General features: G+C 59.0%; 27 protein-coding genes and 1 tRNA gene. 8 read left to right on the top strand and 20 right to left on the bottom strand.

From position 1 onward, the window contains the following. Nucleotides 1-102: 102 nt before the first annotated feature. The 9 genes from FB593_RS19000 to FB593_RS18960 all read right to left on the bottom strand — a co-directional run bounded on the left by FB593_RS19000 (nucleotide 103) and on the right by FB593_RS18960 (nucleotide 7,072). Entirely contained in the window at nucleotides 103-387 is a 285-nt protein-coding gene (locus tag FB593_RS19000) for a copper-binding protein (RefSeq protein ID WP_004431579.1), read from the bottom strand. Nucleotides 388-411: 24 nt separating this feature from the next. After that, the gene (locus FB593_RS18995; protein ID WP_065658749.1) at nucleotides 412-888 is read right to left on the bottom strand and encodes a plastocyanin/azurin family copper-binding protein; all 477 of its coding nucleotides are present in this window, start codon (nucleotides 886-888) and stop codon (nucleotides 412-414) included. A 41-nt stretch (nucleotides 889-929) separates the two neighbouring features. Then, on the bottom strand, nucleotides 930-2,279 hold the full coding sequence (locus FB593_RS18990) for a multicopper oxidase family protein (RefSeq protein ID WP_004431584.1): 1,350 nt from the start codon (nucleotides 2,277-2,279) through the stop codon (nucleotides 930-932). A gap of 14 nt (nucleotides 2,280-2,293) precedes the next feature. After that, the gene (locus tag FB593_RS18985) at nucleotides 2,294-3,757 is read right to left on the bottom strand and encodes a TolC family protein (RefSeq protein ID WP_112154374.1); all 1,464 of its coding nucleotides are present in this window, start codon (nucleotides 3,755-3,757) and stop codon (nucleotides 2,294-2,296) included. Beyond that, nucleotides 3,754-3,984 (bottom strand): hypothetical protein, encoded by a 231-nt coding sequence (locus FB593_RS18980; RefSeq protein WP_019566580.1) that lies wholly within the window; start codon nucleotides 3,982-3,984, stop codon nucleotides 3,754-3,756. Before FB593_RS18980 ends, FB593_RS18985 begins: the two co-directional genes overlap by 4 nt. A gap of 87 nt (nucleotides 3,985-4,071) precedes the next feature. Further along, complete coding sequence (locus FB593_RS18975) at nucleotides 4,072-4,485, bottom strand: hypothetical protein (protein ID WP_111802051.1); 414 nt, start codon at nucleotides 4,483-4,485, stop codon at nucleotides 4,072-4,074. Between the two features lie 88 nt (nucleotides 4,486-4,573). Next, nucleotides 4,574-5,497, bottom strand: coding sequence for a hypothetical protein (locus FB593_RS18970; RefSeq protein WP_111802050.1), 924 nt, complete (start codon nucleotides 5,495-5,497; stop codon nucleotides 4,574-4,576). Between the two features lie 123 nt (nucleotides 5,498-5,620). Further along, entirely contained in the window at nucleotides 5,621-6,520 is a 900-nt protein-coding gene (locus FB593_RS18965; RefSeq protein WP_145166838.1) for a helix-turn-helix transcriptional regulator, read from the bottom strand. A 105-nt stretch (nucleotides 6,521-6,625) separates the two neighbouring features. Beyond that, complete coding sequence (locus FB593_RS18960; protein WP_025595248.1) at nucleotides 6,626-7,072, bottom strand: acetyltransferase; 447 nt, start codon at nucleotides 7,070-7,072, stop codon at nucleotides 6,626-6,628. 223 nt (nucleotides 7,073-7,295) lie between these two features. On the opposite strand from FB593_RS18960, the gene bioB reads away from it, so the two are divergent. The 5 genes from bioB to FB593_RS18935 are packed head-to-tail and all read left to right on the top strand — an operon-like array spanning nucleotide 7,296 to nucleotide 12,388. Then, entirely contained in the window at nucleotides 7,296-8,315 is a 1,020-nt protein-coding gene (bioB, locus tag FB593_RS18955; RefSeq protein WP_111802048.1) for a biotin synthase BioB, read from the top strand. Continuing rightward, a complete protein-coding gene (locus FB593_RS18950; RefSeq protein ID WP_035199877.1) occupies nucleotides 8,312-9,454 on the top strand; it encodes an 8-amino-7-oxononanoate synthase in 1,143 nt (380 codons plus the stop codon). Before bioB ends, FB593_RS18950 begins: the two co-directional genes overlap by 4 nt. Then, nucleotides 9,451-10,089: a dethiobiotin synthase gene (bioD, locus tag FB593_RS18945; RefSeq protein WP_111802047.1), complete on the top strand. Its 639-nt coding sequence runs from the start codon at nucleotides 9,451-9,453 to the stop codon at nucleotides 10,087-10,089. Before FB593_RS18950 ends, bioD begins: the two co-directional genes overlap by 4 nt. Beyond that, entirely contained in the window at nucleotides 10,086-11,399 is a 1,314-nt protein-coding gene (locus FB593_RS18940) for an adenosylmethionine--8-amino-7-oxononanoate transaminase (RefSeq protein ID WP_111802046.1), read from the top strand. The genes bioD and FB593_RS18940 overlap by 4 nt, the downstream gene beginning before the upstream one ends. Before the next feature lie 2 nt (nucleotides 11,400-11,401). Further along, complete coding sequence (locus FB593_RS18935; protein ID WP_026330989.1) at nucleotides 11,402-12,388, top strand: beta-ketoacyl-ACP synthase III; 987 nt, start codon at nucleotides 11,402-11,404, stop codon at nucleotides 12,386-12,388. Nucleotides 12,389-12,510: 122 nt separating this feature from the next. Here the strand turns inward: FB593_RS18935 and FB593_RS18930 are convergent. Continuing rightward, nucleotides 12,511-12,584: transfer RNA gene (locus FB593_RS18930), tRNA-Gln, on the bottom strand. A gap of 123 nt (nucleotides 12,585-12,707) precedes the next feature. Then, nucleotides 12,708-13,145, bottom strand: coding sequence for an Lrp/AsnC family transcriptional regulator (locus FB593_RS18925; RefSeq protein ID WP_004431612.1), 438 nt, complete (start codon nucleotides 13,143-13,145; stop codon nucleotides 12,708-12,710). 132 nt (nucleotides 13,146-13,277) lie between these two features. On the opposite strand from FB593_RS18925, the gene rocF reads away from it, so the two are divergent. Further along, complete coding sequence (rocF, locus tag FB593_RS18920) at nucleotides 13,278-14,198, top strand: arginase (protein ID WP_025595246.1); 921 nt, start codon at nucleotides 13,278-13,280, stop codon at nucleotides 14,196-14,198. Between the two features lie 13 nt (nucleotides 14,199-14,211). Beyond that, nucleotides 14,212-15,267: an ornithine cyclodeaminase gene (locus FB593_RS18915; RefSeq protein WP_035199886.1), complete on the top strand. Its 1,056-nt coding sequence runs from the start codon at nucleotides 14,212-14,214 to the stop codon at nucleotides 15,265-15,267. Between the two features lie 23 nt (nucleotides 15,268-15,290). On the opposite strand, the gene FB593_RS18910 is transcribed toward FB593_RS18915, so the two are convergent. The 5 genes from FB593_RS18910 to FB593_RS18885 form a co-directional block, all read right to left on the bottom strand. After that, entirely contained in the window at nucleotides 15,291-16,175 is an 885-nt protein-coding gene (locus tag FB593_RS18910; protein WP_035199888.1) for a DMT family transporter, read from the bottom strand. A 264-nt stretch (nucleotides 16,176-16,439) separates the two neighbouring features. After that, complete coding sequence (iolG, locus tag FB593_RS18905) at nucleotides 16,440-17,432, bottom strand: inositol 2-dehydrogenase (RefSeq protein WP_004431628.1); 993 nt, start codon at nucleotides 17,430-17,432, stop codon at nucleotides 16,440-16,442. A gap of 232 nt (nucleotides 17,433-17,664) precedes the next feature. Next, nucleotides 17,665-18,915 carry an adenylate/guanylate cyclase domain-containing protein gene (locus FB593_RS18895; RefSeq protein WP_035199889.1) on the bottom strand — a complete coding sequence of 417 codons (1,251 nt, stop codon included), beginning with the start codon at nucleotides 18,913-18,915 and terminating at the stop codon, nucleotides 17,665-17,667. Between the two features lie 224 nt (nucleotides 18,916-19,139). Then, nucleotides 19,140-19,370, bottom strand: a complete 231-nt coding sequence (locus tag FB593_RS18890) for a helix-turn-helix domain-containing protein (protein WP_004431634.1) — start codon at nucleotides 19,368-19,370, stop codon at nucleotides 19,140-19,142. A gap of 257 nt (nucleotides 19,371-19,627) precedes the next feature. Next, nucleotides 19,628-20,743 carry an RHE_PE00001 family protein gene (locus FB593_RS18885; RefSeq protein ID WP_035199890.1) on the bottom strand — a complete coding sequence of 372 codons (1,116 nt, stop codon included), beginning with the start codon at nucleotides 20,741-20,743 and terminating at the stop codon, nucleotides 19,628-19,630. A 222-nt stretch (nucleotides 20,744-20,965) separates the two neighbouring features. Between FB593_RS18885 and FB593_RS18880 the strand changes: the two genes are divergently transcribed. After that, nucleotides 20,966-22,270, top strand: coding sequence for an MFS transporter (locus tag FB593_RS18880; protein WP_004431639.1), 1,305 nt, complete (start codon nucleotides 20,966-20,968; stop codon nucleotides 22,268-22,270). 53 nt (nucleotides 22,271-22,323) lie between these two features. Here the strand turns inward: FB593_RS18880 and FB593_RS18875 are convergent, their stop codons facing one another. The 4 genes from FB593_RS18875 to FB593_RS18860 all read right to left on the bottom strand — a co-directional run bounded on the left by FB593_RS18875 (nucleotide 22,324) and on the right by FB593_RS18860 (nucleotide 26,525). Beyond that, nucleotides 22,324-23,670: a sensor histidine kinase gene (locus FB593_RS18875; RefSeq protein ID WP_035199893.1), complete on the bottom strand. Its 1,347-nt coding sequence runs from the start codon at nucleotides 23,668-23,670 to the stop codon at nucleotides 22,324-22,326. A 6-nt stretch (nucleotides 23,671-23,676) separates the two neighbouring features. Continuing rightward, complete coding sequence (locus FB593_RS18870; protein WP_004431644.1) at nucleotides 23,677-24,330, bottom strand: response regulator transcription factor; 654 nt, start codon at nucleotides 24,328-24,330, stop codon at nucleotides 23,677-23,679. A 65-nt stretch (nucleotides 24,331-24,395) separates the two neighbouring features. Beyond that, complete coding sequence (locus FB593_RS18865) at nucleotides 24,396-26,063, bottom strand: phosphoethanolamine transferase (RefSeq protein ID WP_111788772.1); 1,668 nt, start codon at nucleotides 26,061-26,063, stop codon at nucleotides 24,396-24,398. Between the two features lie 198 nt (nucleotides 26,064-26,261). Continuing rightward, nucleotides 26,262-26,525, bottom strand: coding sequence for a spike base protein, RCAP_Rcc01079 family (locus tag FB593_RS18860; protein ID WP_003508451.1), 264 nt, complete (start codon nucleotides 26,523-26,525; stop codon nucleotides 26,262-26,264). Nucleotides 26,526-26,788 lie beyond the last annotated feature (263 nt).

Here is a 26,788-nt window from a genome sequence, read left to right as displayed (position 1 = left end):
CCCGAGCAATAAATTTGTGTTCGGGGTTCGTCCGCCGCCTGCTCAAATCGCACATGCCCGTGCCTGTGGTCTTAGTACGGGCATGTGCAGACGGTGACTGCCTTATTTCACCTGGGCGACGACCAGCTTGCCATCCGCACGTTCGGCGATGAACTCGATGTTCGCGCCTTCCTTGAGCTTGGCGAGCAGGGCATCGTCCTTGACGCGGAACACCATCGTCATGGCGGGCATGTCGAGGTTCTTCAGTTCCTCATGAATGATAGTGACTTTCTTGGCGGTAGCGTCGACCTTCTTCACCGTACCCTTGGTGAATTCCTGTGCGAATGCGCCAAAGGGGGCTGTAAGCAACAAAGCGGCTGCAAGGGTAATTTTAACGATCGTCTTCATGGTCAGATTCCTTTTTTCGATTGGTTACTTGGCCGAAACTTTGAGATCGCCGCGCATGCCGGCCTCGTAATGTCCGGGCTTCAGGCAGGCGAATTCGAACATGCCGTCATTGGTGAATTTCCAGATGATTTCGCCGCTTTCGCCCGGCGCAAGGCTGATTGCGTTCGGATTGTCGTGTTCCATCTCCGGGGCCTTTGCCATGGCGGCCTTGTGCTTCAGATTTGCGCTCTGTTCGTCGAGAATGAATTCATGGTCCAGCTCGCCGACATTCTTCACGGCAAAGCGAACGGTCTTGCCCTTCTTGAATTCGAACTTGGCGGGCGTGAACAGCATCTTGCCATCAGGCGTTTCCTTCATGGTGACCTGTATGGTCTGGGTTACCTTGGATTTGTCGCCGGGTTCGCCGATCGCCATCGCTTCATGGCCGCCGCCGTGGGTGCCCGATGCGAAGGCGGGTGTGGCAAGAGCGGTGAGAAGCAGTGCAAGTTTCAGTCTGATCATCGAATTTTTCCTTGGTTCTGGTGGGGATATGGTCTGCACGATCAGCCGTGTTTCATCGGTTTCGGCGTGATCTGTGTTTTCGGATCATTGGTCTTTTCGGTATCCGGCACGTCGCCGGTCCATTCCCAGGCCTGGGTACCGGGCGGGTTTTGGTACCAGCCGGGATCTGAGTAATCGCCCGCGGAGATGCCTTCGCGGACCTTCACCACGGAGAACATGCCGCCCATTTCGATGGGGCCGTGCGGACCCCAGCCGGTCATCATGGGAACGGTGTTCTCAGGGATTTCCATCTCCATCGCGCCCATATCGGCCATGCCGGCTGTACCCATCGGCATGTATTCCGGCCGCACCTTTCGGATCTTTTCGGTGACGGTCTTCTTGTCGACGCCGATGAAGGTCGGGACATCGTGTCCCATCGCATTCATCGTGTGGTGCGACTTGTGGCAATGGATCGCCCAGTCGCCGACATATTTGGCGTCGAATTCATAGGCCCGCATGGCGCCGACGGGGATGTCGATGCTGACCTCCGGCCACCGGGCCTCGGGCCGCACCCAGCCGCCATCCGTGCACGTCACCTCGAAATCATAACCGTGCATGTGGATCGGGTGGTTGGTCATGGTCAGGTTGCCGACCCTGACACGCACCCGGTCGTCCTTGGAGACCACCAGCGGATCGATGCCCGGAAATACCCGGCTGTTCCATGACCACAGATTGAAGTCCGTCATGGTCATGATTTTCGGAACGTAGGAGCCGGGATTGATGTCGAAGGCGTTGATCAGGAACACGAAGTCGCGATCAACAGGCATGAAGGTCGGGTCCTTTGGATGGACCACGAAAAAGCCCATCATGCCCATCGCCATCTGCACCATCTCGTCTGAATGCGGGTGGTACATGAAGGTGCCGGACTTCACGAGATCGAACTCGTAGACGAAGGTCTTGCCAACGGGGATATGCGGTTGCGACAGGCCGCCGACACCGTCCATGCCTGATGGCAGGATCATGCCGTGCCAGTGGACCGTTGTATGTTCCGGCAGCTTGTTGGTCACGAAAATCCGCACCCGGTCGCCTTCTACGGCCTCGATGGTCGGGCCGGGTGATTGGCCGTTATAGCCCCAGAGGCGGGCGGTCATGCCCTCCGCCATCTCGCGTTCCACTGGCTCGGCGACAAGGTGGAATTCCTTGACGCCATTGTTCATCCGGAAGGGCAGGGTCCAGCCGTTGAGGGTAACGACCGGATTGTAATCGGGACCGGTAGTGGGCTTAACGGGGGCTTGCGTTGCTGCCGTTTCCATCACGGCCGCTTCCGGCAGGCTGCTATTCGATGTCTTTGCCCAGGCCGCGGTGGAGACCATAGCGGCGCCGACGCCCAGAAAGTTTCTTCTATTGAACATCGTCGTTTCCTTTCTCAGTGTCCGCCACCGCTGCCGCCACCAGTGGCGGCAACTTCGGTCTCCGCGCCTGCCGTACCCGCACCACCGCCGTAGATGGCGGGCGCTAGGCCGGCTTCCGCGAGCCAGAAGTCACGTTTGGCATTGATGGCGAGCAGGTTCGAATTGACCTTTTCGCGGCTGTCGGCGAGCAGTTCGAAGGTGTTGGTGAGCATGCCGTTATAGGTCAGCAGCGACTCCTCCTCGATCTTGGTCCGCAGCGGCACCACGCTGTTGCGATAGTGCCGGGCGATGTCGTAGTTCGAGCGATAGGCCTGATAGGCGGAGCGGGCTTCGGAGCGGATATTGACCGCTTTTTCGGCCAGCAGGTTTGCTGCGCGCATATAGGCGAGTTCGGATTCCCGCATTCTTGCCCGACCGGAATCGAAGATCGGAATGACGAATTCCAGCTCGGCATTGCCGGTCGTCTGTTTGTGTTTTTCGCCGTCTTCAAGTTCGCGTTCGGTCTCGAAGCCGGAACGAAGTTCTAGATCGGTAACGTATCGGGTAGCTTCTGTGAGTTTGAACGACCGGGCGGTCGATTCCAGATCGAGCTTCGCCATCTGCAAATCCACCCGGCGTTGCAGCGCCTCGGCCTCGATCATCTCACGTTTGGCCAGATCCTTTGGAAGCTGGGGCAGGCGGTTGGGGATGGAGTAGTCTATGTCCGCGCCCCACAGGCCCATCAGCCTTGTCAGTTCCTCCTTCGCAAGCCGGGCTTCAAGCCGCGCCTTGGCGATCTGGCCGGTCAGTTCGGCATAGAAGACCTGCTCGCGAGCCTGGCCTTCCTTGTTCAGCGAGCCTGCTTCGCCAAGCTTCCTCGCAAGTTCCGAGGCGGCATCCGCGGCTGTCTGGGCCTGCGCCAGCTGGCCGACATTTTCCCAGGCAGCAACCGCCGTGATCCAGGCGCGGCGGGTATCTGCCGCCAATTGCAACGTCTTCAGCGCGGCTGTGAGCTGCGCCTTGCGGAAGCCGGTATCGGCAATCTCGACATTCTGTTTGAGCGTGGCCAGTGCCAGAATATTGGTGACGATCACACCCTCTATCGCCTTGTAGGCCCGGAGCCCCGGAGTGCCGATCCCCGTCAGTCCGATGCCGACCCTCGGATTGACCAGCATGGTCGATTGCCAGGCGGTTGCTGCCGATTCACCCAGATCGGCATAGGCCGCCTGAAGGCCCTTGTTGTTGAGGAGCGCGACCTGAACCGCCGTCTCGACATCGATTGTTTTCGCTGACATCAGCGATTTGACGCGGGTTGCGGTTGCCTGCGCCTCGGCCCGGTTCTGTATCCAGACAGTCTGCTTTCCTGTCGCCTCGGTCGCCCTGGCCGAAACGGTGGTGAAGCCTGCGTTCTTCGAGGTGTAGTCGGTGGCCGTGACGCAGCCGCCAAGAACGAGCGGGACGGAAAGGACGGCCGTGAGTTTGATCACGCGTAGCGTCATGATGCGTCTCCTTTCGGAGCCTGCGCATCGTTCTGGTTTCGCCAGGGCTTCGGGTCCACCGGAGCACGGTGCGAGTAACCTGTGACCGGTGTCTTATAACGCAGAGGGGTGACGCCGAGCGACGGGTTTGTCGCGTCTTCATACGAGGCGGCCTCGTTCATCGAGGATGTGGCTGTGCAGCCGCCCAGCAAAAGGGGCGCTGCAACCACGATGTAGATAGGGTTCATGGTAATTTCCGAACAGGAGATGCAACGGCGCGACGGCGCTAAAGCCGTTCACGCACGATCATTGCCCGAGAGGCGGGCTTTGCCTGTTCAGATATTCGGTGGACGGTGAAGCAGCGGGATCTGGCCCACGGTCTTGCTGTCGTCAAGAAAGTAACGGATGGAATTGACGACTGGTCCGCCAAGGGCGTCATGCGCAATCAGTACCGCCATGCCGAGACAGAAATCGTTGCAGCATTCCTGCTTCACGGGCTTTTTGACGCCGCTGTCGTGGTCTGCCGTATCCATATTATGGTGGTCGCTGGACATCATGGCCGAACCGCCATGGTCCATCATCGCGCCGTGATCCATCATCATGGCGGATTGGGTGGTCTGCATTTCCGCGGTATCGGGACCATGCATTGCGGCATTGACGGTGGAAACGCTGTATCCCGCCAGTGACAATATCATCACCAGTCGAAACAGCAGTGCCGTCAATTTCGATGTTCGCAACATCCCACGCATGCTCTGTAGAAGAGCCGCAGTCCTGAAGTTTGTCAATGGATATCGCTCATAACCATCAATAAATAGCACGTCTGCCGGTTCTTAAACCTTACACTGTCTCCATAAAAGCATCGTCGAGAATGAGGAGTTTACGTGCCTGCATGCGGGCATATTCCTCGTAAAAGCCCTGGGAGATCCAGAGAGCGGAACGCCCCTTCAGTCCGCTCCAGCCGATGCCGCCGATCAGTTCGGCCGCGCCAAGCTTGCGCCTGACATGGATTCGGGAAAGGGAGAGCGATGCCGCCAGTTCCGATGCTGTTTTCACATCCGTCAGGTGTCTGCCCTGTTCTGTCGGCTTTTCCCAGTCGATCCCGGCGATCAGGCGGTCCATCAGCAGCCCGCCCGCGTCGAACCAGTTGAAGATGATGGAAAGCGGGCCCGGGCAGCGCACTTCCGGATTGGACAGCAGCGCCTGCGCCACGCGCGGATGGATGTGTGCGAGCATGGTTTCGGACCGCTCGATGAACCGAGAGGCTCTGAACCCCTCATCGATGAGGTCCAGCGCCTGAAAATGCACGTCGTACCATTGGGCAAGCATCGCCAGCGTGGACGGTGAAGGCACCACGCCATCGGCCGGCTTTTCGCCGGCTTGGTGCGCCGGTCTTGTCAGGCCGCGTTTCAGCGCCTCTTTGAAGAAGGCATAGGCGACATCATGGCTGGCAAGGCCGTGTTGGAGCGCGAGTTGGCCGAAATCTTCCCGCGTCAGGGCGGGTTCGTCCGTTCCGGTCTTGCGCTTTTGAAAATAGAGCGCCAACAGCGCGTGGCAAAGAAGCCGGCTCTGGCGCGTGGCGAAAAGCGTGTTCATGTCGGGCGAACCTTCGTAGAGGGTGATGAAACTTCCCGCCAGCAGCCGTAGTGCTGCCGCGAAAGCACCCGTTTGAAGCAACCGGTCGATTTCGCTGGGTGGTAGCCTGCGGCCAACGGCGGAGGCGTCCGGCAACCCGGAGATCGCGAAATCGAAAAAATTGGTCATGGGCAGCGCTCCTCGAATTGCCGGCACCACCCTCCTTGCGGAGTGTAATGAGGATTGGATGATCCATCGGCCTTACAGGGGTCGGGATGAGGCGTCTTCTCATTGCGCGCAGAGGTGACACTTTTAGGCCGTCGGCATGCCCGTGGCGCGGGCTTCGCCGGGCGTCATGCCATAGGTGCTGCTGAACACCCGGTAAAAGGTTGGAAGACTGTCGAAGCCGCTGCCATACGCGACCTGCGTGATTGGCAAGGCGGGAGATTCCAGCAGCAGGCGTCGCGCTTCCTCGATCCGCATGGAGGCGAGCGTGCGGGAAAAAGACAGCTCCGCGCCTTCGAAAACGACGTGCAGTTGCCGAAGTGAAATGCCCAGTTCCTTTGCCACTGCGGCAGGCGTGAGGTTCTGCCAGGACTTTTTGCGCATCATGATGTCCTGGGCCGCATAACAAAGCCCGGTGCGGAGTGCGGCGCGCACTTCCGGCATTGCAGGCGAAAGCCGTCCACGCGCCGTCATGGCTAATCGAGCGATATGCGTCACATCGCGCACGGGATCGATGAGCCTGCCGCGTTCGGCGTTCAGCGCGTTGAAGAGCGCCCGGAACGGCCGGGAGAAGGCGGTCTTGTCGGCGTAACGCGTGGCGAACAGGTCATCGGCCGGTCGGCCAAGCATGACTTCGTCGTCGACAGGGATCTTGAGCATCTTGTAGTGAAAATCCGCCTCACCGCCCGGTATCGCGTCATAGGGCAAGTCCGAATAGTTGATGGTGAAATCACCACCGCTGACGGCATGGATCCTGTCTCGGCCGGCATGCAGCAACCCCGAACCCTTCACCTGCAAGCCAATGCAGAGGCTGTCGCCGGCAATGCGGGCAATATCGGCTTCCGTGCGGTTGACCCGGTAAGAGGAAGCGCGCATTTCGCTTACGACGGCGCCTGCAACAGAGCGCGCCTGAAACGACCCGCTGAAGGCCTGGCGGCGATCCGGCGCAAGCTCGATGGTTACGCCAAACAGGCTTTTGCCGCGCACTTCGCGCCATTGGTCGAAGCGGTGCTCGGGCTGAAAATCCTCGGTTGCGAAACGGATGATGGTGTTCGTGGCTTGCTCCCCCCAGATGAGCCATGTCCCCCCGGCTTATTGTTCGGTTGCGCCAAACCCAAGATGGACGAGCGGATAGGGACGTCCCTGCCCGTCGAGGTCGGAGCGTCCCGTCGGCTTGAAACCGAGCCGGCGATAAAAGCCCATGGCCTGCGTATTCTGTTCGTTGACATCGGTGGTCAGCGCGGGGTGTGTGGCAAGTGCTGCCTGCACGAGCGCCTTGCCGATGCCTCTGCCGTGATAATCCGGATCGATGAAAAGCGCTTCCATGTGCCCTTCATGCAGAAACATGAACCCGAGAGGCTTATCCGACGCATCGACGGCGAGCGTCAAAGCGGCCTCGGGAAGAAAAGCCGTCACTTCTTCCTCGATTGCGGCGCGATCCGCTCTGTGAAGAAAATCATGGGTAGCGTCTACGGCCTTACGCCATATTTCAAGGATGCGGGCCGTGTCGCGAGCGTTGGCGGGACGAAGTGTGATCATGCCTCACTCTTAGCAATTGCGGGGTTTTTGCGCCATGGGTCTTTTCCTCAAGGCGTTTTCCCATTCGCTAAATCCCCGCAGCCAAACGCCGCAGTCTTACCCCGCATATTTCTTCGATCTCCGGTGCCTGACGTTTTTCTCGAAAAAAGTCCTTGCAAAAGGGCCCGATAAAAAAATAGATAAAAATAAGTTCTATCTATTTATTTGAAGGGAAGATCGCCGGATGAATCAGATTATCACGGAAATTGAACAAAATCAGGCGCGGATTCCCTCAATCAAAGCGGATCCTTCACTCGAAGAAGCAAAAATTATCTATAATTTACCATTTAATGACCTCCTGTTCCGGGCACAGCAGGTGCATCGTCGCCATTTCGATGCCAACGCCATCCAGATGAGCCGGCTTTTATCGATCAAGACCGGCGGCTGCCCGGAGGATTGTGGTTATTGCAGCCAGTCCGCCCGCAATCCAACAGGTCTGAAGGCTTCCAAACTCATGGAGGTGGAGCGAGTACTGGCAGAGGCGCGCAAGGCGAAAGAGGGCGGGGCGACGCGCTATTGCATGGGGGCGGCGTGGCGCAACCCTAAGGAGCGCGACATGGAGGCGGTGGTGGCCATGGTCGAAGGCGTCAAGGCGCTCGGCATGGAAACCTGCATGACGCTCGGCATGCTGACGCCGGAACAATCCGAACGTCTCGCTCACGCCGGGCTAGATTACTACAATCACAATGTCGATACGTCGGAGCGGTTCTATTCGGAGATCATCACAACCCGCACCTTCGAGGATCGGCTGGAAACGCTCGCCAATGTTCGTGATGCCGGCATGAAGGTCTGCGCCGGCGGCATTCTCGGCATGGGAGAAACGGTCGAGGACCGTATTTCCATGCTGGTAACCCTTGCTAATCTGCCGGTTCCGCCGGAAAGCGTGCCGATCAACATGCTGATCCCGATCCCCGGCTCGAAGCTTGCCAAGGCCGCTCCGGTTGATCCGATCGACTTCGTACGCACCATTGCGCTTGCGCGCATCCTCATGCCCCGTTCGCATGTGAGGCTTTCCGCCGGACGTACCGAAATGAGTGATGAGACGCAGGCGCTCTGTTTTCTGGCCGGGGCGAATTCCATCTTCGTCGGCGAGACGCTGCTGACGGCGGATAATCCGGGGGAAGATCACGATACGGCGCTGTTCCGGCGGCTGGGCCTGAAGCCGATGGCGTTGCAAACGGCGGAAGCGGGAGAGACCCGGTGAATTCGTCGGCGCTCTCCGCCTATGAGCTGAAGCTTGCCGGTCTGCACCGCAAGTCGCGCCTGCGGGCGCTAGCGCCCCGGCAGGGTATCGACTTCACCTCCAACGACTATCTCGGGCTTGCCGATGCACCCCGGCTGAAGGCGGCGATCACTGACGCAATCGAGAGCGGCGTGCCTGTGGGTGCCGGTGGTTCGCGGCTGCTTCGCGGCAACCATCCCGAACATGAGGCGCTTGAAACGGAGGCGGCGGTATTTTTCGGCGCTGAGAGGGCGATCTATTTCGGTAGCGGATTTGCCGCCAATGTCGCACTTTTTTCCGCACTGCCGCTGCGGGACGACCTCGTTCTCTACGATGCGCTGATCCATGCCAGCGTGCATGACGGCATTGCCGCCGGCAAGGCGAAGGCGGTCGCTGTGCCGCATAATCAGGTTGAGGCATTCGAACGGGAAATAAACCGATGGCGGCAGGCGGGCGGCAAAGGTCGCCCGTGGATCGCGGTGGAGAGCCTCTATTCCATGGATGGTGACCGGGCGCCGGTTGCGGCCCTTGCCGACCTCGCCGGGCGACATGGCGGCTTTCTCGTCGTCGATGAGGCGCATGCCACCGGCGTGTTCGGGCCGGGCGGGCGCGGCCTGGCCGCTGAACTGGAAGGTCGCGGTAATGTCGTGGCGCTGCACACCTGCGGCAAGGCGCTTGGTCTTTCCGGCGCGCTTATCAGTCTGCCTGCGGTTCTTGCCGATTACCTCACCAACCGCGCCCGCGGTTTCATCTATTCGACCGCGCCGTCACCGCTGATGGCGGCGGCTGTGCGGGAGGCCTTGCGGATCGTCGCCGACGAGCCCTGGCGGCGCATCCGTCTGGAAGAACTGATAAATTTGGCCAGCGAACAATTACGATCCGGGCTGGGCGTGACGCCCGGCGGCTCGCAGATATTGCCGGTGATGATTGGTGACAATGCGCGTGCACTGAAGATCGCCACGCGTATGCGAGACGGCGGCTTCGACGTGCGCGCTATCCGCCCGCCAACGGTGCCGGAAGGCACGGCACGCCTGCGCATATCCATTACGCTCAATGTCGAGGAAAGCCAGATCGCCGATATGGTCGGGCTGCTCGCCTTCGCCATGGAGGAGGAACGATGAGCCTCCGTTTCATCGTCTCGGGCACCGATACGGGTATCGGTAAGACGGTTTTTTCTGCGGCGCTTACTCACGCATTGCAAGCCCATTACTGGAAGCCGGTGCAATCCGGGCTCGAGGAAGAGACCGACAGCGAGGTGGTGGAGCGGATGGGTGGCGTGCCGCGCGCGCGCATCCTGCCGGAGGCCTATCGCCTGAAAATGCCGGCCTCACCGCATCTTTCGGCCCGCTTCGACAATGTCACGATCGAGCCCGAGCTTTTGCTGCCGCCGGAAACGGATGGGCCGCTGGTGATCGAAGGGGCGGGCGGTCTGCTGGTGCCGCTGACCGACACATTGCTGTTTGTCGATATTTTCGCCCGCTGGCGAATTCCGCTGATCCTGTGCGCCAGAACCTCACTCGGCACCATCAACCACACGCTGCTGTCGCTCGAGGCGCTGCGGCTGAGAGCCATTCCGGTGCACGGCGTGGTCTTCATCGGTGATGAGAACCGGGAAAATCAGCGCATTATCGCCGATATCGGCCGAGTTCGCTCGCTTGGCCGCTTGCCTCGCATACCGGAGATGACTGCCGAGACGCTGCACCATGTATTCGCTCAACAATTCGATCTCGCTGATTTCCTGGAGGTGCCGGCATGAGTCGTTCCCGCGTCTGGCATCCTTTTACCCAGCACGGGCTGGAACCGCCGATGAAACGCATCGTCTCGGCGGAGGGCGCCTATTTGGTAGATGAAGATGGCCAGCGGTTGTTCGATGCAATTTCATCCTGGTGGGTCATCACTCACGGCCACCGGCACCCGGCAATCATGTCCGCCATCCGCGCAGCGACCGAGACCTTCGACCAGATCATTTTCGCCGAGTTTTCGCACGAGCCGGCCGAAACGCTGGCCAAAGGGCTGATCGAACTCGCGCCTGCCGGCTTGGAACATGTGTTTTATTCCGATAGCGGTTCGACCTCGGTGGAAGTGGCGCTGAAAATGGCGCTCGGTTATTTTCACAATTGCGGTGAAAAGCGAGATCGCATCGTGGTCATGGAGCACGGCTACCACGGTGATACGATCGGCGCCATGTCGACGGGCGAACGCGGCGTGTTCAATGCTGCGTATGAACCACTGCTATTCGGCGTCGACCGGCTTGCTTTTCCGGAAGCGGATTGTGAGCAGGAGACGCTCGACATGTTCGAAAGCTTTTGTCGTTCGGGCCGAGTCGCCGCCTTGCTGATCGAGCCGCTTATTCTCGGTGCCGGTGGCATGAAGATTTACCGCGCGGAAGTTCTCGCCGGACTGAAACAAATTGCCGAACGCTACGGTTGCCTTGTCATCGCCGACGAGGTGATGACGGGCTGGGGCCGGACAGGAACCATGTTCGCCTGCGAGCAGGCGGGAGTTTCACCGGATATTCTGTGCACCTCCAAGGGGCTGACCGGTGGCTCCCTGCCGTTGGCAGCGACCTTGTGCAGTGGCGAAATCTTCGACGCGCACTTCTCGACCGATCGCCGCAAGACCTTTTTCCATTCGAGTTCCTACACCGCCAATCCGATTGCCTGCGCTGCCGCTGTCGCCAATCTGCAGGTTTGGCGCGATGAGCCAGTGGTACAGCGCATCGGTCAACTGCAAGAAGTGCTGCGCGACAATCTCGGGCGATTTGCGGATGACAGGCGCTTCACGAACATGCGCCAGATTGGAACCATCGCAGCGCTTGACCTCGTCGTGCCCTCTGGCGGTTATCTCGCGGAGGCGGGGCCACGCATGCGGCAATTGTTCCGCGAGCGCGGGCTCATCATCCGCCCGCTCGGCAATGTGCTCTATCTGATGCCGCCCTATTGTTCGACGGCGCAAGACCTCACCCGCGCCTTTGACGCCATGGACGAAGTGGCCTCGATCGTGACTGAAGCCGCTCCGGGAGAACCCGGCGCGGCCGCGATCAAAAACCGTCTCCGAAAGGCCTGACAATGCAGACCCGTTCTTCCCGCATGGCTGGCTTCGGGCATGCCGTGCCAGCGCGATGTGTCCGCAACGCCGAGATTGAGACGCGTCTTGGGCTGGAGGCTGGCTGGATAGAGCGTCGGACGGGGATCCGCACACGTTATTGGGCGCAAGAGGGCGAGACGCTGAGCGGCCTTGCCGAAAAAGCCGGCCGCATGGCACTGGAAAACGCGAGAATTGGCGCCGAGGATATCGCACTGACATTGCTTGCGACGTCCACGCCAGACCATCTTTTGCCGCCTTCGGCCCCGCTGCTTGCGCACCGGTTGGGCCTCACACAATCCGGGGCGATCGATCTTGCCGGGGCCTGTTCCGGTTTTCTTTATGCGCTCACTCTTGCGGATGGTTTTGTCCGCACCCACGGCCGCGCGGTGCTGGTTGTTGCCGCCAATATCTTGAGCCGTCGTATCAATCCGGCGGAAAGGGCAACTGCAGTTCTGTTCGCCGATGCTGCCGGCGCCGTCGTGCTTGTCCCCTGCCGGGATGCGCAGCGCGGCCTTTTGTCTGCCGATCTCGTTTCGGATGGGAGCGGTTACGACCTGATCCAGATCGCGGCGGGCGGCAGCAGCCAGCCTTTTTCCAATGATACAGAGGCTGAAGATACCCTGATGACGATGCGGGACGGCCGCGAAGTCTTTTCCCGTGCCGTCGCAACAATGACGCAGACCTCACAGCGCGCTCTGCAACGCGCAGAAATGACGGCCACCGATATCCAGCGGTTCGTGCCGCATCAGGCCAATGCCCGCATGTTCGATGCCGTCTGCGGCAATATCGGCATCGACCGGCAAAAGACGGTACGTACAGTCGAAACCTTCGGCAACTCTTCTGCCGCCACTATTCCGCTTTCGCTTTCCGTTTCCAATGCTGAGCGGCCCATCACGGAGGGTGAAACGCTGTTATTGACGGCGGCAGGGGCGGGGATGACTGGGGGGGCGGTGGTGTATCGAGGCTAGGCCAGCTGGATACGGAAATGTCTGATTCGGATCGAGCCGCGCGTACAACGTTGGCAGATATAGGCAGAGCGCGGTGATGCAGCTCAAGTGCTCGAAACAGTTTGATTTTGTTTGGAGAAATTTGGCTGGGGAACCTGGACTCGAACCAAGATTAACGGAGTCAGAGTCCGTCGTTCTACCATTGAACTATTCCCCAAAAGCCCGAAGCGGGTTACCGCGTTCGCTTTGGTGGGTCGTCATATAGATGATTTCTTGCGAGGCGCAAGTCGAAAAAATCGAAAAATGCGTTTTCGTCGCTCTTTTGCGTCTGTCTCCTGCGTCAGAGCCGCGCACGGGTGGAGCGTGGGGTGGAGAGCAGAAGGCTGGTCTCGCTGCCGGTAATGCCAGGGACAAGGCGGATACGGCGGAGCACCGCGTCGAAATCGCTGAGAGTGGCGGCGTTAAGTTCTACGATCAGGTCCCAGCGACCGTTCGTGCTGTGAATTTCGGATATTTCCGGGAAACCGCCGAGCGTGCGGATGACGCGGTCCGTCACATGGCCTTCAATCTCGATCATCATGATGCCGCGGATCGCCGCCTCCACCGCATCGGCACGCAGGATGACGGTGTAACCGATGATAGTGCCGTCATTTTCCATTTTTTCGATGCGTGAGCGTACCGTTGCGCGCGAGGTTTCCGTCTCGATCGCCAGATCGGAAATGCTGCGTCTGCCGTTATGCCTCAAAAGGGTCACGAGCCGTTCGTCGAGATCATCCATTGGTAGCCATTCTGATAAATAGATTTGACCAAATCGATAGCCTATTTCGATAATATTGCCAATATTTGATGTTCATTCCGCCATGTCTGTGTGGTTTAGTGAGGTTATCGGTTGATGAAAGCGAGGGCTCAAATGGATATCAGGCTGATCGGTGCGCCGTTGCAAATCGGAGCCGGGCAATTGGGGTGTGAGATGGGGCCGAGTGCGTATCGCATCGCCGGTCTCACGCGGGCGCTCGAAGATCTGGGCCATCGGGTGGTGGATACCGGCAATGTGACGCCGGCGCCGCTGAGGGAGTTTAGCCACCCCAATCCGGCGGTGCATCATCTCGCTGAGACGGTGGCCTGGACCGAGGCGCTGACGGAGGCCGCCTATCGAGAAAGTGCTGCCGCCGTGCCGATCTTTCTTGGCGGCGACCACGCAATTTCCGCGGGAACCGTCGCCGGCATGGCGCGGCGGGTGGCGGAGAGTGGCCGGCCGTTTTTCGTGCTCTGGCTCGATGCCCATACTGATTACCACACGCTTGAAACGACGCGCAGCGGTAACCTGCATGGCACGCCGGTCGCCTATTTCAGTGGTCGCGACGGATTTTCGGGTTACTTTCCGCCGCTCTCCCATGCAGTTCCTGAGGAAAATATCGGCATGATCGGCATCCGCAGCGTCGATCCAGCCGAGAGAGCCGCACTGGAAGACAGCGGCATCACCGTTCACGACATGCGCTCGATAGACGAGCATGGTGTCGCGGTTCTGCTGCGCGCGTTCCTTGCGCGGGTGCAGGCGGCAAACGGCCTGTTGCATGTCAGTCTCGATGTCGATTTCCTCGAACCGTCGATCGCGCCTGCGGTCGGCACCACGGTTCCGGGTGGGGCGACGTTCCGTGAGGCGCATCTGGTGATGGAGATGCTGCATGATAGCGGGCTTGTGTGCAGTCTCGATCTCGTGGAGCTTAACCCGTTTCTCGATGAGCGCGGCAGGACGGCGACGCTGATGGTCGACCTGGCTGCCAGCCTGATGGGCAAGCGGGTTATGGACCGCCCGACGCGGGCCGGCTAAGGGGGATGATGCAATGACGATTATACCGAACCTTAATATCGTACCTTTCGTCAGCGTCGATCATATGATGAAACTCGTGCTGCGCGTGGGGATCGATACGTTTCTGCGCGAACTTGCCGACGTCGTGGAAGAGGATTTCCGCCGCTGGGAAAGTTTCGACAAGACGCCGCGCATCGCATCGCATTCCCAAGAGGGCGTCATCGAGCTGATGCCAACCAGTGATGGAACGCTGTATGGCTTCAAATATGTGAACGGCCATCCGAAAAACATGAAGGAGGGCCGCCAGACGGTGACTGCTTTTGGGGTGCTTTCCGATGTCGGCAACGGCTATCCACTGCTCCTGACCGAAATGACCATTCTGACGGCGCTGCGCACCGCTGCTACTTCGGCTGTCGCTGCAAAACACCTAGCCCGCAAAAATGCCCGCTCGATGGCCATCATCGGTAATGGCGCGCAGAGCGAGTTCCAGGCGCGGGCCTTCAAGGCTATTCTTGGCATCGACACGGTGCGGCTTTTCGATATCGACCGGACCGCCAGCGAAAAATGCGCCCGCAATCTTGTCGGGCAGGGCTTTACCATCGAAATTTGCGATAGTGCGCAGGGCGCAGTGGAAGGTGCAGATATCATCACCACCGTCACGGCTGACAAGCAATATGCGACAATCCTGACCGACAACATGGTTGGCCCCGGCATTCACATCAATGCCGTCGGCGGCGATTGTCCCGGCAAGACGGAACTGCACCGGGACATTCTGCTGCGGTCGGACATTTTTGTCGAATACCCACCGCAGACGCGCATCGAAGGTGAAATCCAGCAATTGCCAGCGGACTACCCTGTCACAGAACTATGGCAGGTCATATCGGGTGAAAAGCACGGGCGGGTAAACGACAGGCAGATCACGCTGTTCGACAGCGTCGGTTTCGCGACCGAGGATTTTTCGGCGCTGCGTTATGTGCGCTCGAAACTGGCCGCCACCGGGCTTTACACGGAGCTGGATCTGCTGGCCGATCCGGATGAGCCGCGCGACCTGTTTGGAATGCTGTTGCGCTGCGAGGCGGCTCTCGCCTGAGAGGACGTTCAACCGGAATGACGTCAGCCAGCCCGCCTGCGTTCCCTGCGGGCAACGGCATGTTCCCGCCAGATGGTGAAGAGACCGGCGGCGATCACGATTGCAGCACCCAGAACCATGTTGGATGTCACGACCTCGCCATAGATGGTGACGCCGATGATGGAGACGAGCACGAGCTGGTAATAGGAAAACGGCTGCACCGAGGCCGCATCCGCCAGCTCGAATGCCTTGATCAGGCAATAATGGCCGCTCATGCCGGTAATGCACAGCGCCAGCATCCAGCCCCAATCCTGGGGTGCAAGGCTAACCCAATAAAACGGACCCACCAGCGTCAGTGCTGCCGCACCGGCCACGCCGGTATAAAAGAAGCTCGTCATCGCTGAATCGCTCTTGCTGCCAAGGCGGGTCAGGACGCTGTAGAGCGCAAGCATGAAGGCGGCGATGAAAGTGATCAGCAGGCGGTTGTCGAACCCTTCGCCATCAGGTTTCAGAATGACGAGAACGCCGACGAAGCCGACAAAAATGGCGCACCAGCGCCGCCAGCCCACATGTTCGCCAAGCAACGGCACGGACAGTGCGGCGACGATCAGCGGCGCCGAAGCGAGGATGGAGTGGCTGTGCGCCAGCCCGACAACGGCGAAGGAGAAAATGGAAAAAACAATCTGCACGGCAAGAAGGACGCCGCGGCTGATCTGCAGCCACGGACGGTTTGCCATGACAGCGCCCCGAATGCCGCCAGAGGACCTTGCAGCCATCAACAAAACGAAGACGGCGAAGGCCCAGTATCGAAGCATGGCGACGAAGACGGGCGGATAAGAACTGCCAAGATGTTTGGATATGCCATCCTGCGCTGCAAAGATCGTGAATGCTATGAGCGCATAAAGATAACCGGTCTTGGGTGATGGCATAAATAAACCACTGTCCGGCTGTTGCCGGCAAAAAGAGGATTCGGCGTGAATAAGGTGAATAGCAGCCATATGGTCTGGCCGTATCTTGTCAGACAACCTTATTTTCCGAATAGCTGCCATGCAAGTCCGAAGACTGCCTCTGCCCGGTCAAGTTCACGGGTGGCGCCGATGCTGGCGAAAGCTTTGCGAATAGCTGTTTTCCTGTCCGCCATGCGTTAACGCACCGCGGACAGGATGTCGGTTACGGAGTGATTTCCGCGTCGATCAGCCGATCGTCACGGCCGCCTTCGAGGTGACGGATTTCAGCGCAGCGTCGGCCAGTTTCAATGCGATCAGCCCATCCTTGATGGAGGGTGACGGAGCTACATTGTTTTCGATGCAATCGATGAAAGCGGTAATTTCCGCCGCGTAGGCCGCCGTATAACGCGTCATGAAGAAATCATGCAGCGGCGGGCGGGTGTAGCCCTCAGCATTGGCGATCTCGATGGAGACCGGCCGCTGGTTCTCGGCCGCAGCCGAACCGAGCGAACCATGCACTTCGATACGCTGGTCATACCCATAGGTCGCGCGTCGCGAATTCGAAATGCTGGCTTGCCTGCCGCTTTTCGTCGTCAGAATGATGCTGGCGCTATCGAAATCGCCGAGTGCACCGATCTCCGGATTGACGAGAACGGAACCGGTGGCGAATACGCTTTCCACTTCCTCGCCGAGCAGGAACCGCGCCATGTCGAAATCATGAATAGTCATGTCACGGAAAATGCCGCCGGAAACCTTGATGTATTCGGCTGGCGGCGGGCCGGGATCGCGGCTGGTGATGGTCACCATTTCGACCTTGCCGATGCGGCCATCCTCGATTGCCTTGTGCACGGCCTGAAAATGCGGATCGAAACGCCGGTTGAAACCGAGCATCACCTTTGCACCGGTTTCCTCAACCACCTTGGCGCAGGCTTCCGCACGGGCCACATCCAGATCGACGGGTTTTTCGCAGAAGATGGCCTTGCCGGCACGGGCGAAACGCTCAATCAGATCGGCATGGGTGTTGGTCGGCGTGCAGATGATGACGGCGTCGATCGTCTTGTCAGCCAGAACCTCGTCGATTGTGCTGACCTTGCACTGCGCTTCGCGGGCGATTGCTTCCGCAGCACCGGCAACGGCGTCCACAACGGCCACCAGCTTCGCACGGCTGTCGGTGGTGATCGCCTTGGCGTGGACCTTGCCGATCCGTCCAGCGCCGAGCAGTGCCAATTTCGTAACCATCTTTCCTCCGGTTCCTCACACCCGTCTTCCACTCCCGGAAAGACAGAATATGAACGCAAACAATGTTTCGATATGGAATATATGTTCTATTTTGCTAGATCGACATCGGAGGCGTGTCAAGCGTTTTGACGACGGGCAGGGCAGCGGAAATCATCTCTTCGGGAGGTTGCGCAGCACGGGTGAGCGCTGCGTTGAGAAAGCGTTGAAACGGGAATAAAGTCCTGACCGGCAGTCAGTCGACAGAGGGTGCGAGGACCTCCTGTTGGGGAAGCGCATAAACCTCGACCGGGGTTTCAAGGCCGCGCAGAAGCCATGGGCCGAGATTGTCCAGCTTGTCCTCGTGTCCGGCCATACGGACAAATTCTTCGGAAAACAGGACGTTGCGGCCGGTTTCCTTGGTCAGGGTTTCAAGCCGTGATGCGATGTTCACGGCCGGACCGATGACGGTAAAATCGAGGCGGGTTTTCGAGCCGATATTGCCATACATGACATCGCCAACATGGACGCCGATGCCGTAACCCAGAGGGTCATGGCCTTTCTGGCAATTGATGTCGTTGAGGGCAACGAGACTTTTCTGTGCGCTGGCAATGGCTTTCAGCAGGTTTTCACAAGCCTGTGGATCGCTGAGCGGGAAAATCGCCAGCAGCCCATCGCCCATGAATTTCAGGATTTCACCACCGAATTCCTCGATCGGATCGCACATCGCGTCGAAATAACCGTTCAGCAATTCGATCACATCATCGCGCGGCCAGAGGTCGGAAATATGGGTGAAGTTGCGCAGGTCGCAGATCAGGATCGCCGCGCCGACCGTTATGCCGCTGCCGCGCGTCGTTGCGCCATTGAGGATTTTTTCGCCCGCATGCGGCCCGACATAGGTCTCCAGCAGGGTGCGCGTCATGCGGTTTTTCAGGCGAATTTCGCTGACCAGTGCGAGCGCCGGTAGCAGGTTTTTCAACGCAAGGACTTCCGCTTCCAAAAAGCCACCGGGCCGATCGCTGGAAAAAGTGGCGACATGGCGCTTGCCGAACGTATGTTCGATCGGCCAGGCGAAATAATCCGTCAGCCCGTCGGCGCGCAATTCCTCATAGATCGGATAAGCGGATGGCTCGATTTCGTCGCCGGTCAGCCGGTGGCGGATTTCGGTTGCGCCCTGATGGATGTCGTTGATGGGGCTGTTCAGATATTCGGGCGAGCTCTCCGCCCCATAGCCATAGGTGGTGATCTCGGCCGACGATATGCCGGCCTTCCACAGGATGCGCGCGCCAAGCCATTGCGGGTGACGAATGCGGAAGGCAAGTGCGCCCCGCGCTATGGAAATTCCACTTTCGCGCAACCTGCTACACAGCTCGAAGAATATCTCATCGATAAAGCGCTCGTCCTTTGTGCCGGTGACGAGCCAGTCGAGAATTTCCGTTTTCTCCGTTGGCCACAATTCATCCAATGCTGAAGAAACCCGTTCTTCGGTGTTAAGGCTGAGTGTCATGGCAGGATTCCGGAAATTATTGGTGCTCTCGCGCAGGCGGGCCACATGGCGAACATGTCCCGTGCGGACATCATGTGGTGCCGGATAACGGAAATGTTAAGAGAGCGGAGCGGAAAATGTTCCGGAGAGACTTGTAGCGTTCAAACCGCTACGCGCGCCGCCCGGATGTTGCGTGAACATCGTCCCCGGCGGCGCTGAGATTTGGTTCGGATCGTTGTGAACGATCAGATAACGGTTTCGACTGGAATATGCAGGGCGGCGGCAACGCGCCTGATGCGCAGAGGATCGCTGTCTGAGCCGTCTTCCAAGGCGCGGATTTCATTGGCTGTCAGGCCGCAGGTGATGGCAAGCTGATCGACCGTATATCCGGCGAGATTGCGCGCCATCAGGACTTTTCGGGCGAAAGGAGCATCTGTTTCCTGATCGGAATCGAGTTGTGAGACTGAAATTGTCATTTTTTGCATCTCCCTCATGGTGGACACTTTAATGCGGATGGCAAAGAAAGGTTGCCGGAGCCGAATGCGACCGCGTTACCGGAGAAAAATCGTGTTGCAACGCAGCGAGAACATAGCCGCTTCATCCACCTACGCAATAGTTAAATTTTGTTAAGATTCGTGATCGCAGGATTCCTGCGGGATTCATCGCAGGAACAAGGGGTTGAGAAAAATACTATTTTTCCGGGGTTTAGGCGGATGAAGACTAGCGGCTTGTGCTACAGCATGCCCCAGGCACGGAAGCGGCCGCGGCCCGTAACCTCCCTCAACTCCAGTTGATTGGCGAGCCCTATCGCGCCCTGCGGCGTGGTGCCGAGTTCCCTGACGATCATGGCCGCCGAAACCACCGGCCGGGAGACGACAAGCTCCACCAGCTCTGGAAGACGCGAAGACGAGCGTCGGCCGGCCAGCTTGCGCATCATGCGTTCTCTGGCGTGGGTCAGCCTGTCATGTTCCTTCATGCTGGCCAGCGCCGCCTCGTAAAAGCTGTCGAGAAGGGCGACTAGGCGTTGCGTCTGGTTTCTGGCGTGCCGGCGCTCGCGCGGGACGGCACGAAGACCAGCGCTGAGCGCCGGCAGGTGGTCGGGAGAGACAGCCCCGTCGCGCAGAAAAGCGGCGGCCATGAGCCTGCCGAGCCAGGGGCTGCGTTGCAGAACCTCGATCATATTCCAGGCATCCAGCAGGATTGCGGTGCGCAGGATCGGGGGCAACTCCTCCGTCTGGCCAAGGACCTGCCGCCATTCCTTCAGCCTTTCCTCCTCGTCCCAGTCGGGATCGTTGATCATCGGATGGGCCTCTTCCCGATGTGTCACCGGCGCAAGGGTGGTGCCGGCGGTGATCGCGTCCAAAGTCGCGGCGCTTCGCGCCAGAAGTGCGTCCAGCTCGGAAAAGGCCCCGTCCAGCGGTGTCTCGCCTTCTGCATCAGCCTCTTCGTTGCCGGAATGATCCACCGTTTCCGGGGCAAATGCCGTCGCGTCGGCGGCAATTCCCATTCTTCCGCGCAGACGGGAAAGGCCTGGTGCAGTGAAGGCCCAGCCTGGCGCGTTTGAAAAAATCAGCCGCCTTGAGCGGACGATCCGGTGCGCCGCCGTCATTTCATGGGTTGGCGCCCGCACATCCATATGGGCGTCATGCAGGACCAGATCTTCCATATGGACAAGTTCGCCATCAACCCACATGGAGGAAATCGCGTCGGTAAAGTCCTGCCTTTCGATGAAGCCGTGTTTCATCGGCGACCGGCTTATCCTCTCATCCAGTCGTGCCAGCGCTTCACCCGCGCGCGCGGCGGGGATGAGAAGCTTTTCGATATGGATGTCCGATGTATCGTAAATCATTGATATTTTTTAGTTTGAGCACGGCCGGGTGACAAGGCGTATTAGAATGGTCCGGCGCGGAAGATGGCGAGTAGACGCTGCCATTGCCATGCTGCGATGCGGCGTAAACTTGCGCATTGCAATATGGCGGGTATATACCCCCTCCGAGAGCGACAAATTATCACACCTTCCGTTCGCCCTTCCACCTCCAGGCGAGATGAATTGGAGTTTACCGTGAATATTATGGCAAATGGTCCCGCTACGGCACCGGATCAGAAAACCCGTTTGAAATCCATTATCGGCGGATCGGCGGGCAACCTCGTCGAATGGTACGACTGGTACGTTTATTCGGCCTTCACCCTTTATTTCGCGCCGGTGTTTTTCCCTTCCGGAAACCAGACAGCCGAATTGCTGAGCGCGGCCGCCGTTTTTGCCGTCGGATTTCTGATGCGGCCCATCGGTGCGTGGTTCATGGGAACCTATGCCGACCGCAAGGGCCGCAAGGCCGGCCTGACCTTGTCCGTTACCTTGATGTGCCTCGGCTCGCTGTTGATCGCAATTACACCCGGCCACGAGACGATCGGCATTGCAGCGCCTGCCATTCTGGTGTTTGCCCGCCTGCTGCAGGGCATCAGCGTCGGCGGTGAATATGGCGCCAGCGCGACCTATCTCAGCGAAATGGCCGGCAAGAACCGTCGCGGCTTTTTCTCCAGTTTCCAGTACGTGACGCTGATTTCCGGCCAGCTTCTGGCGCTGGCGGTGTTGCTGGTTCTGCAGCGGGTTCTGACACCCGAGCAGCTCGGCGCCTGGGGCTGGCGCATTCCCTTCTTCATCGGTGGCGTTCTTGCAATTGCGGTGTTTTACATCCGTCGCGGCCTTGCCGAGACGCAGTCCTTTGAAAATGCCAAGGCGGGCAACGCGGACAAGCCGAAATCGAGCGGATGGGCGCTGTTCAAGCATTATCCGCGGGAAGCGATGATGGTCATGGCGCTGACATCAGGCGGCACGCTCGCCTTTTACGCCTACACGACCTATCTGCAGAAATTCCTCGTCAATACCTCCGGCTTCAGCAAGGAAAGCGCGACCGAAATCACCACGGCAGCCCTCTTTGTCTTCATGCTGTGCCAGCCGATTGCCGGTGCGCTGTCGGACAAGGTGGGTCGCAAGCCGCTGATGGTCGGCTTCGGCATTCTTGGAACGCTGTTCACCTATCTCATCTTCACGACGCTGGCGACGACAACCGACCCGATCATGGCTTTCGCTCTCGTTCTGGTCGGCCTGTTGATCGTCACCGGCTACACTTCCATCAATGCGGTGGTGAAGGCGGAAATGTTCCCCGCCCACATCCGGGCGCTTGGTGTGGCTCTGCCCTACGCGCTGGCGAACACGATTTTCGGTGGAACGGCAGAATTCGTAGCCTTGAAGTTCAAGCAGATCGGCCACGAAAACTGGTTCTTCTGGTACGTTACGATCATGATTGCGCTGTCGCTGGTGGTTTATGTGAAGATGCGCGATACGCGCGACCATAGCCATATTCACGAGGATTGAGCGGCCACAATAATACCAGCGAAAGCCCCGCCCCCTGGCGGGGCTTTTTGTTTTCAGCGCATTCCGGCGTCTTCGACCGGAAGCACGATGCGGGCCTCAAAACCGTCCTGTCTGCCGGGTGCGGGGGAGGATAGCACGAGTTCGCCGCCAATCTGTTCCATCAGGCTTCTGACGATAGCGAGGCCAAGCCCGGTGCCATCAGCCTTGGACGGGCCTCGGACAAAGCGCGTCGTCAGTTTGGGAAGAAGCGCCTTGTCGATCGCCGCGCCGGAATTGACGATAAGGATCGTACCGTCCTCTTCGGCCAGTATGTGCACCGGGCTTTCCGCCGGACTGTGGATCAGGGCGTTTTCGAGTAGGTTGCGGATGATGATGCCGAAGGCATCCGTGCCCAGCTTGCAGTTCAGGCCGCCTTCGCAGCGATTCGTGAAGCGGATGCGGGACGTGCCGATCGCCGTTCTGCTCATATCGTCGATGATGAGCTCGAGAATGGGGATGAGGTCGGTCGCCGTGTCTGTTACCCCGATCCTTGCTTCCGCGCGCGACATCTGCAGCAGTTTTTCGGCGAGATGGCCGAGATGCATCAGGGCTTTCTCGATATTTTCCACGCGCGGTGCAAGTTCAGGCGGAATATCGGCGTGCAGCCGCTGCGCCTGCGCCAGCGCGCCGGCAATCGGCGTGCGCAATTCATGGGCGCTGTTGGCGGTGAACTCCCTTTCCGCTTCGATTGTCGATCGCAGCCGCCTCAGCAGCAGATTAACCGAGCGGGCAATCGGGTGAAGTTCAGCCGGAAACGGCAGGGTTTCCAGTGGCGCGAGATTGCCGCCGTCTTTTTTCCCGATCTCGTCGCGCAAGGTCTGTATCGGTTGCAGGGTTTTGCGCACCACGAAGATAACGGCAAAGATGCTGGCGGGGATAAGAATGAGAACGGGCAGCAAAATTGCAGTGCCGGCTTCCTCGATTGCCTCACGCCGGTTGGCGAAGGCATCTGCGACCTGAAGGAAGTAATTCCCGTCCGGTGTCGCCACCGTGTAGATGCGCTGGGTCGCCGTTTCAGAAAAACCGGGGTCGAGAGAGACCTCGAAAGGTTCGGTCGAACTGTCATGTGAATGAAGGACGACCTGTCCTTCCCGGTCGCGAACCTGATAGGTCAGATATTCCGCCGCATGTGCAGACTGGTTGAGTTTTTGCGAGGCGGGGCCCGTGTTGTTTTCCCTGAGATCGTCCACCAGCAGTGGCAGCAGTCTTTCGGCTGTTTCCTCAACGCCAGCGTCGAAAATTTCAGCGAACTCGTCCTGCATCACCATGACGCCTAACCCGCAGGCGATAAACCAGGATATGGCGACAACGCTCGTCAGCGCCGTGACGAGCTTGCGGGTCATGCTGGTTGGTCTGGCCATTTCTGTCTACCTGATGGTGTAGCCGACGCCGCGCACGGTCTCGACGCGGTCATGGCCGATCTTCTTGCGCAGCCGGCTGATATAAACCTCGACCGTATTGCTTTCTATTTCCGCGCCGAATTCATAGAGCGTGTCGTGCAGTTGAGATTTAGAGACGACCGCACCGGGATGCTCGACCAGCTTTTCCAGCACGGCCCATTCTCTGGCGCTGAGCGTTTGCGCTGTTCCGTCAACGACGATATTGCGCGCCACCTGGTTGATTTCGATGCCGGGCAGGCGAATGACGGGGGCGGAGCGCCCCTCGTAACGCCGCGAGACCGCCAGCATGCGTGCCGAAAGCTCGTTGAGATCGAAGGGCTTGACCAGATAGTCGTCCGCACCGGCATTCAGTCCGGCAATCCGGTCGGACACCTGGTCGTGCGCCGTCAGAATGATCACCGGCGTCGAGTCATCGCGGTTGCGCAGTGATTGCAAAAGGGTGATGCCATCGCCATCCGGCAGCCGCATGTCGAGCAGGATGAGCCCGTAGGCCATGGTCAGCGTCGCCGCCGTGGCGTCGTCGAGCAACTTAAACCAGTCGACGGCGTGGCCTGCCGCGGCGACATGGTCTCGCAGCGCCTCTCCCAGCACATGATCGTCTTCAACAAGCAGAACCCGCAAGACAGCTCCTTTATCGCGTCGTCTTGCGTATCGCTTTCACGGGATAAGCGTCAAGCACTGTATGTTCAGCTATTCTGGCGCTGGGTGCAGCCGCCGAACACGTCCTGCGCGGAATCGTAGACGGAGGTGGAGACGTTCATCATTCCAAGGATACTGTGGAAATAATTGTCGTGCGAGCGCCCGCCCTTTGCTGCGCCTTTTGCAAGGCATGCGCGATCCAGCCCCATTGATTTGGCGAAATCATCATCGAACCAGACGAGAAACGGCACATGGGTCTGCTGGTCGGGTGCCAGCAGATAGGGTGCGCCGTGCAGATAGACGCCGTTTTCGCCAAGCGATTCACCATGGTCCGAGGCGTAGATCATCCCCGTCGCCAGCGTGTTGGAGCGTGCCTTCAGCTTGTCGATCACGGTCGACAGGAAATGATCGGTGTAGAGAAGCGTGTTGTCATAGGAATTCACGATTTGCGCGTCCGTGCAATTGCCAAGCTCAGCGGTTCGACAGTCCGGGGTGAACTTCCGGAATTCGTCTGTGTAACGCAGATAGTAGGTCGGCCCATGGCTGCCCATCTGGTGCAACACGATGACACTGTCCTTCTTGACGTTATCGAGCCATGCGTCGAGCTTGTCGAAGAAGATATCGTCGCGGCATTCTCCGCCAGTGCAGAAGCGGGTGTCGTTGGTGGAAGGCAGGTCGAAAAAGGGAATGCGGTCGGCCACGTTCTTGCTGCCGGTGTTGTTGTCCAGCCAGGTTGCACCGACACCGGCATGGACAAGAACATCCATGACGTTCTCGTTGGCGAGCGCCTTGTTGTGGCTATACTCAGAACGCGGGAATTTCGAGAACATGCAGGGAATGGAAATCGCCGTCGCAGTGCCGCAGCTGGTTGTATTAGGGAAATAGATCACGTCGCGCTTTGCCAGTTCCGGGTTGGTGTCGCGCCCATAGCCGTTCAGGGAAAAGTTCGCAGCGCGCGCGGTCTCACCAGCCACGATGACGGTGATGCGTGGCTTGTGGATGCCACCCAGCGCCGGCAGGATTTTCGCATCCTTGCCGATCGGGCTCACCTGTATGTCAGCTTCCTTTTCCGCCTGCGTCAGATAGTGAATGGTGGATATGATCGGCGACAAGGGATTGACGCTTTTGACGATATCCTTGTGCTGGCGCACGGCGGTGGTGAATGTTTTGGAATTCGCAAAGCTGATGATGCCGGCAACGGTGAGGCAGATCAGGATGCTGACGGTGTTCCACAGCAACTTGTCGATGATCGGCCGATGCCGAACCCGGACGGCGGCGATGACGAGCGACGGCACCAACCCATAGATCGTCAGATGCCAGAAAAGGCCAGGTGTCATCAGATTGCCCGCTTCCGCGCGCGTGGTCTCCACGGCGTTGCGGATCATGTCGCTGTCGATGATGATGCCGTAGCGGTCCATGAACCATGAAGCCGCCGCGGCCGCGAATATCAGCAAGATAAGAAACGGCTTGATGAGATATTTGGCGGAAAAAATGGTGATGAGCGCACCGAAAAGCGCCGCTATGGCGACATAAAGCGCGACGATGGCAACCGGATAGGCGGAAAGATAGGTGTGAACCTTCGACCAGAATGTCCGGTTCGTGAAAAACAGCAGATAGGCCGCCGTCAGCAGGCTGAGCGGCACGCTGCCGATCTCCGGACGATACGTTATTGTTCCCGTCGCTTTCGCGGTAAAAAGAGCCACTGCCAGATCCACCAGATTTCCGATAGGCCGGCGGCAACGAAAAAGGGGCGGGAACGCCGCTGTCCAAGCTGCCGCATGGGCCGATCAATGGCGGATGCTTCATTTTGCTGACATCAACCTGAAAGCTTGTCATGAAAGTGTCACACTCCTTGGTGGGCTTCTGGCGAGGGCTGCGTTTCAGATCGAGGAGATCAGCCGGCGATGGAGCGCTCAATTGAGCCCCAGAATGCCTGTGGCGGTGGTGCGGGTTGCAAATATGCGGGTGGCCCTGACCGGCAGCAGGCTGCCTGCGGGCAGGTTCTGGAAGGTCACCGTCGCGCCGGAAAGCAGGGTCAGGCAGAGATGACCACCATTGCCCACATAGATGGCGCGCGTGGGGGAAGGAAGCGGGTTCGTATCATCAGGAACAACCTCGAAAGCATGGGATGCCGGGGATTCGAGGCCTGCGGCGTGGTGTTCGTAAGTCTCAGCCATTGCTGTCTCCCGTAAATCGAAATCTGCCGCGATTATACGGTGCGCCGCGGCTGCGGGGAAAAGCGGGAACAGAAAATATCCGGACGGGATTTAGGCCTTGCTTCCGGTTTGCCGAAAAGAGCGCCATTCTTTCCGTAATCTCATGTGGTTGCGTCGCTTGGCCTGTTGCCACCGATGCCGCGGAAACGGACGATGACGGGTTTTTCGTCCACGGGATCGGCAGCCGGGTCGTGGATATTCAGCGCATGGGCGGGTGCGGTCGC

It is taken from the genome of Rhizobium sp. SJZ105 (genome assembly GCF_007828365.1).
Classification (GTDB): Bacteria; Pseudomonadota; Alphaproteobacteria; order Rhizobiales; family Rhizobiaceae; genus Agrobacterium; species Agrobacterium tumefaciens.
Note: the sequence above shows the minus strand (reverse complement) of the source record. Positions and strands in the feature narration are given on the sequence as shown.

Coding starts and splice junctions, on each gene's coding strand:
- FB593_RS19000 (WP_004431579.1), bottom strand. CDS start 387: ATGAAGACGATCGTTAAAATTACCCTTGCAGCCGCTTTGTTGCTTACA.
- FB593_RS18995 (WP_065658749.1), bottom strand. CDS start 888: ATGATCAGACTGAAACTTGCACTGCTTCTCACCGCTCTTGCCACACCC.
- FB593_RS18990 (WP_004431584.1), bottom strand. CDS start 2,279: ATGTTCAATAGAAGAAACTTTCTGGGCGTCGGCGCCGCTATGGTCTCC.
- FB593_RS18985 (WP_112154374.1), bottom strand. CDS start 3,757: ATGACGCTACGCGTGATCAAACTCACGGCCGTCCTTTCCGTCCCGCTC.
- FB593_RS18980 (WP_019566580.1), bottom strand. CDS start 3,984: ATGAACCCTATCTACATCGTGGTTGCAGCGCCCCTTTTGCTGGGCGGC.
- FB593_RS18975 (WP_111802051.1), bottom strand. CDS start 4,485: ATGCGTGGGATGTTGCGAACATCGAAATTGACGGCACTGCTGTTTCGA.
- FB593_RS18970 (WP_111802050.1), bottom strand. CDS start 5,497: ATGACCAATTTTTTCGATTTCGCGATCTCCGGGTTGCCGGACGCCTCC.
- FB593_RS18960 (WP_025595248.1), bottom strand. CDS start 7,072: ATGATCACACTTCGTCCCGCCAACGCTCGCGACACGGCCCGCATCCTT.
- bioB (WP_111802048.1), top strand. CDS start 7,296: ATGAATCAGATTATCACGGAAATTGAACAAAATCAGGCGCGGATTCCC.
- bioD (WP_111802047.1), top strand. CDS start 9,451: ATGAGCCTCCGTTTCATCGTCTCGGGCACCGATACGGGTATCGGTAAG.
- FB593_RS18940 (WP_111802046.1), top strand. CDS start 10,086: ATGAGTCGTTCCCGCGTCTGGCATCCTTTTACCCAGCACGGGCTGGAA.
- FB593_RS18935 (WP_026330989.1), top strand. CDS start 11,402: ATGCAGACCCGTTCTTCCCGCATGGCTGGCTTCGGGCATGCCGTGCCA.
- FB593_RS18925 (WP_004431612.1), bottom strand. CDS start 13,145: ATGGATGATCTCGACGAACGGCTCGTGACCCTTTTGAGGCATAACGGC.
- rocF (WP_025595246.1), top strand. CDS start 13,278: ATGGATATCAGGCTGATCGGTGCGCCGTTGCAAATCGGAGCCGGGCAA.
- FB593_RS18915 (WP_035199886.1), top strand. CDS start 14,212: ATGACGATTATACCGAACCTTAATATCGTACCTTTCGTCAGCGTCGAT.
- FB593_RS18910 (WP_035199888.1), bottom strand. CDS start 16,175: ATGCCATCACCCAAGACCGGTTATCTTTATGCGCTCATAGCATTCACG.
- iolG (WP_004431628.1), bottom strand. CDS start 17,432: ATGGTTACGAAATTGGCACTGCTCGGCGCTGGACGGATCGGCAAGGTC.
- FB593_RS18895 (WP_035199889.1), bottom strand. CDS start 18,915: ATGACACTCAGCCTTAACACCGAAGAACGGGTTTCTTCAGCATTGGAT.
- FB593_RS18890 (WP_004431634.1), bottom strand. CDS start 19,370: ATGACAATTTCAGTCTCACAACTCGATTCCGATCAGGAAACAGATGCT.
- FB593_RS18885 (WP_035199890.1), bottom strand. CDS start 20,743: ATGATTTACGATACATCGGACATCCATATCGAAAAGCTTCTCATCCCC.
- FB593_RS18880 (WP_004431639.1), top strand. CDS start 20,966: ATGGCAAATGGTCCCGCTACGGCACCGGATCAGAAAACCCGTTTGAAA.
- FB593_RS18875 (WP_035199893.1), bottom strand. CDS start 23,670: ATGGCCAGACCAACCAGCATGACCCGCAAGCTCGTCACGGCGCTGACG.
- FB593_RS18860 (WP_003508451.1), bottom strand. CDS start 26,525: ATGGCTGAGACTTACGAACACCACGCCGCAGGCCTCGAATCCCCGGCA.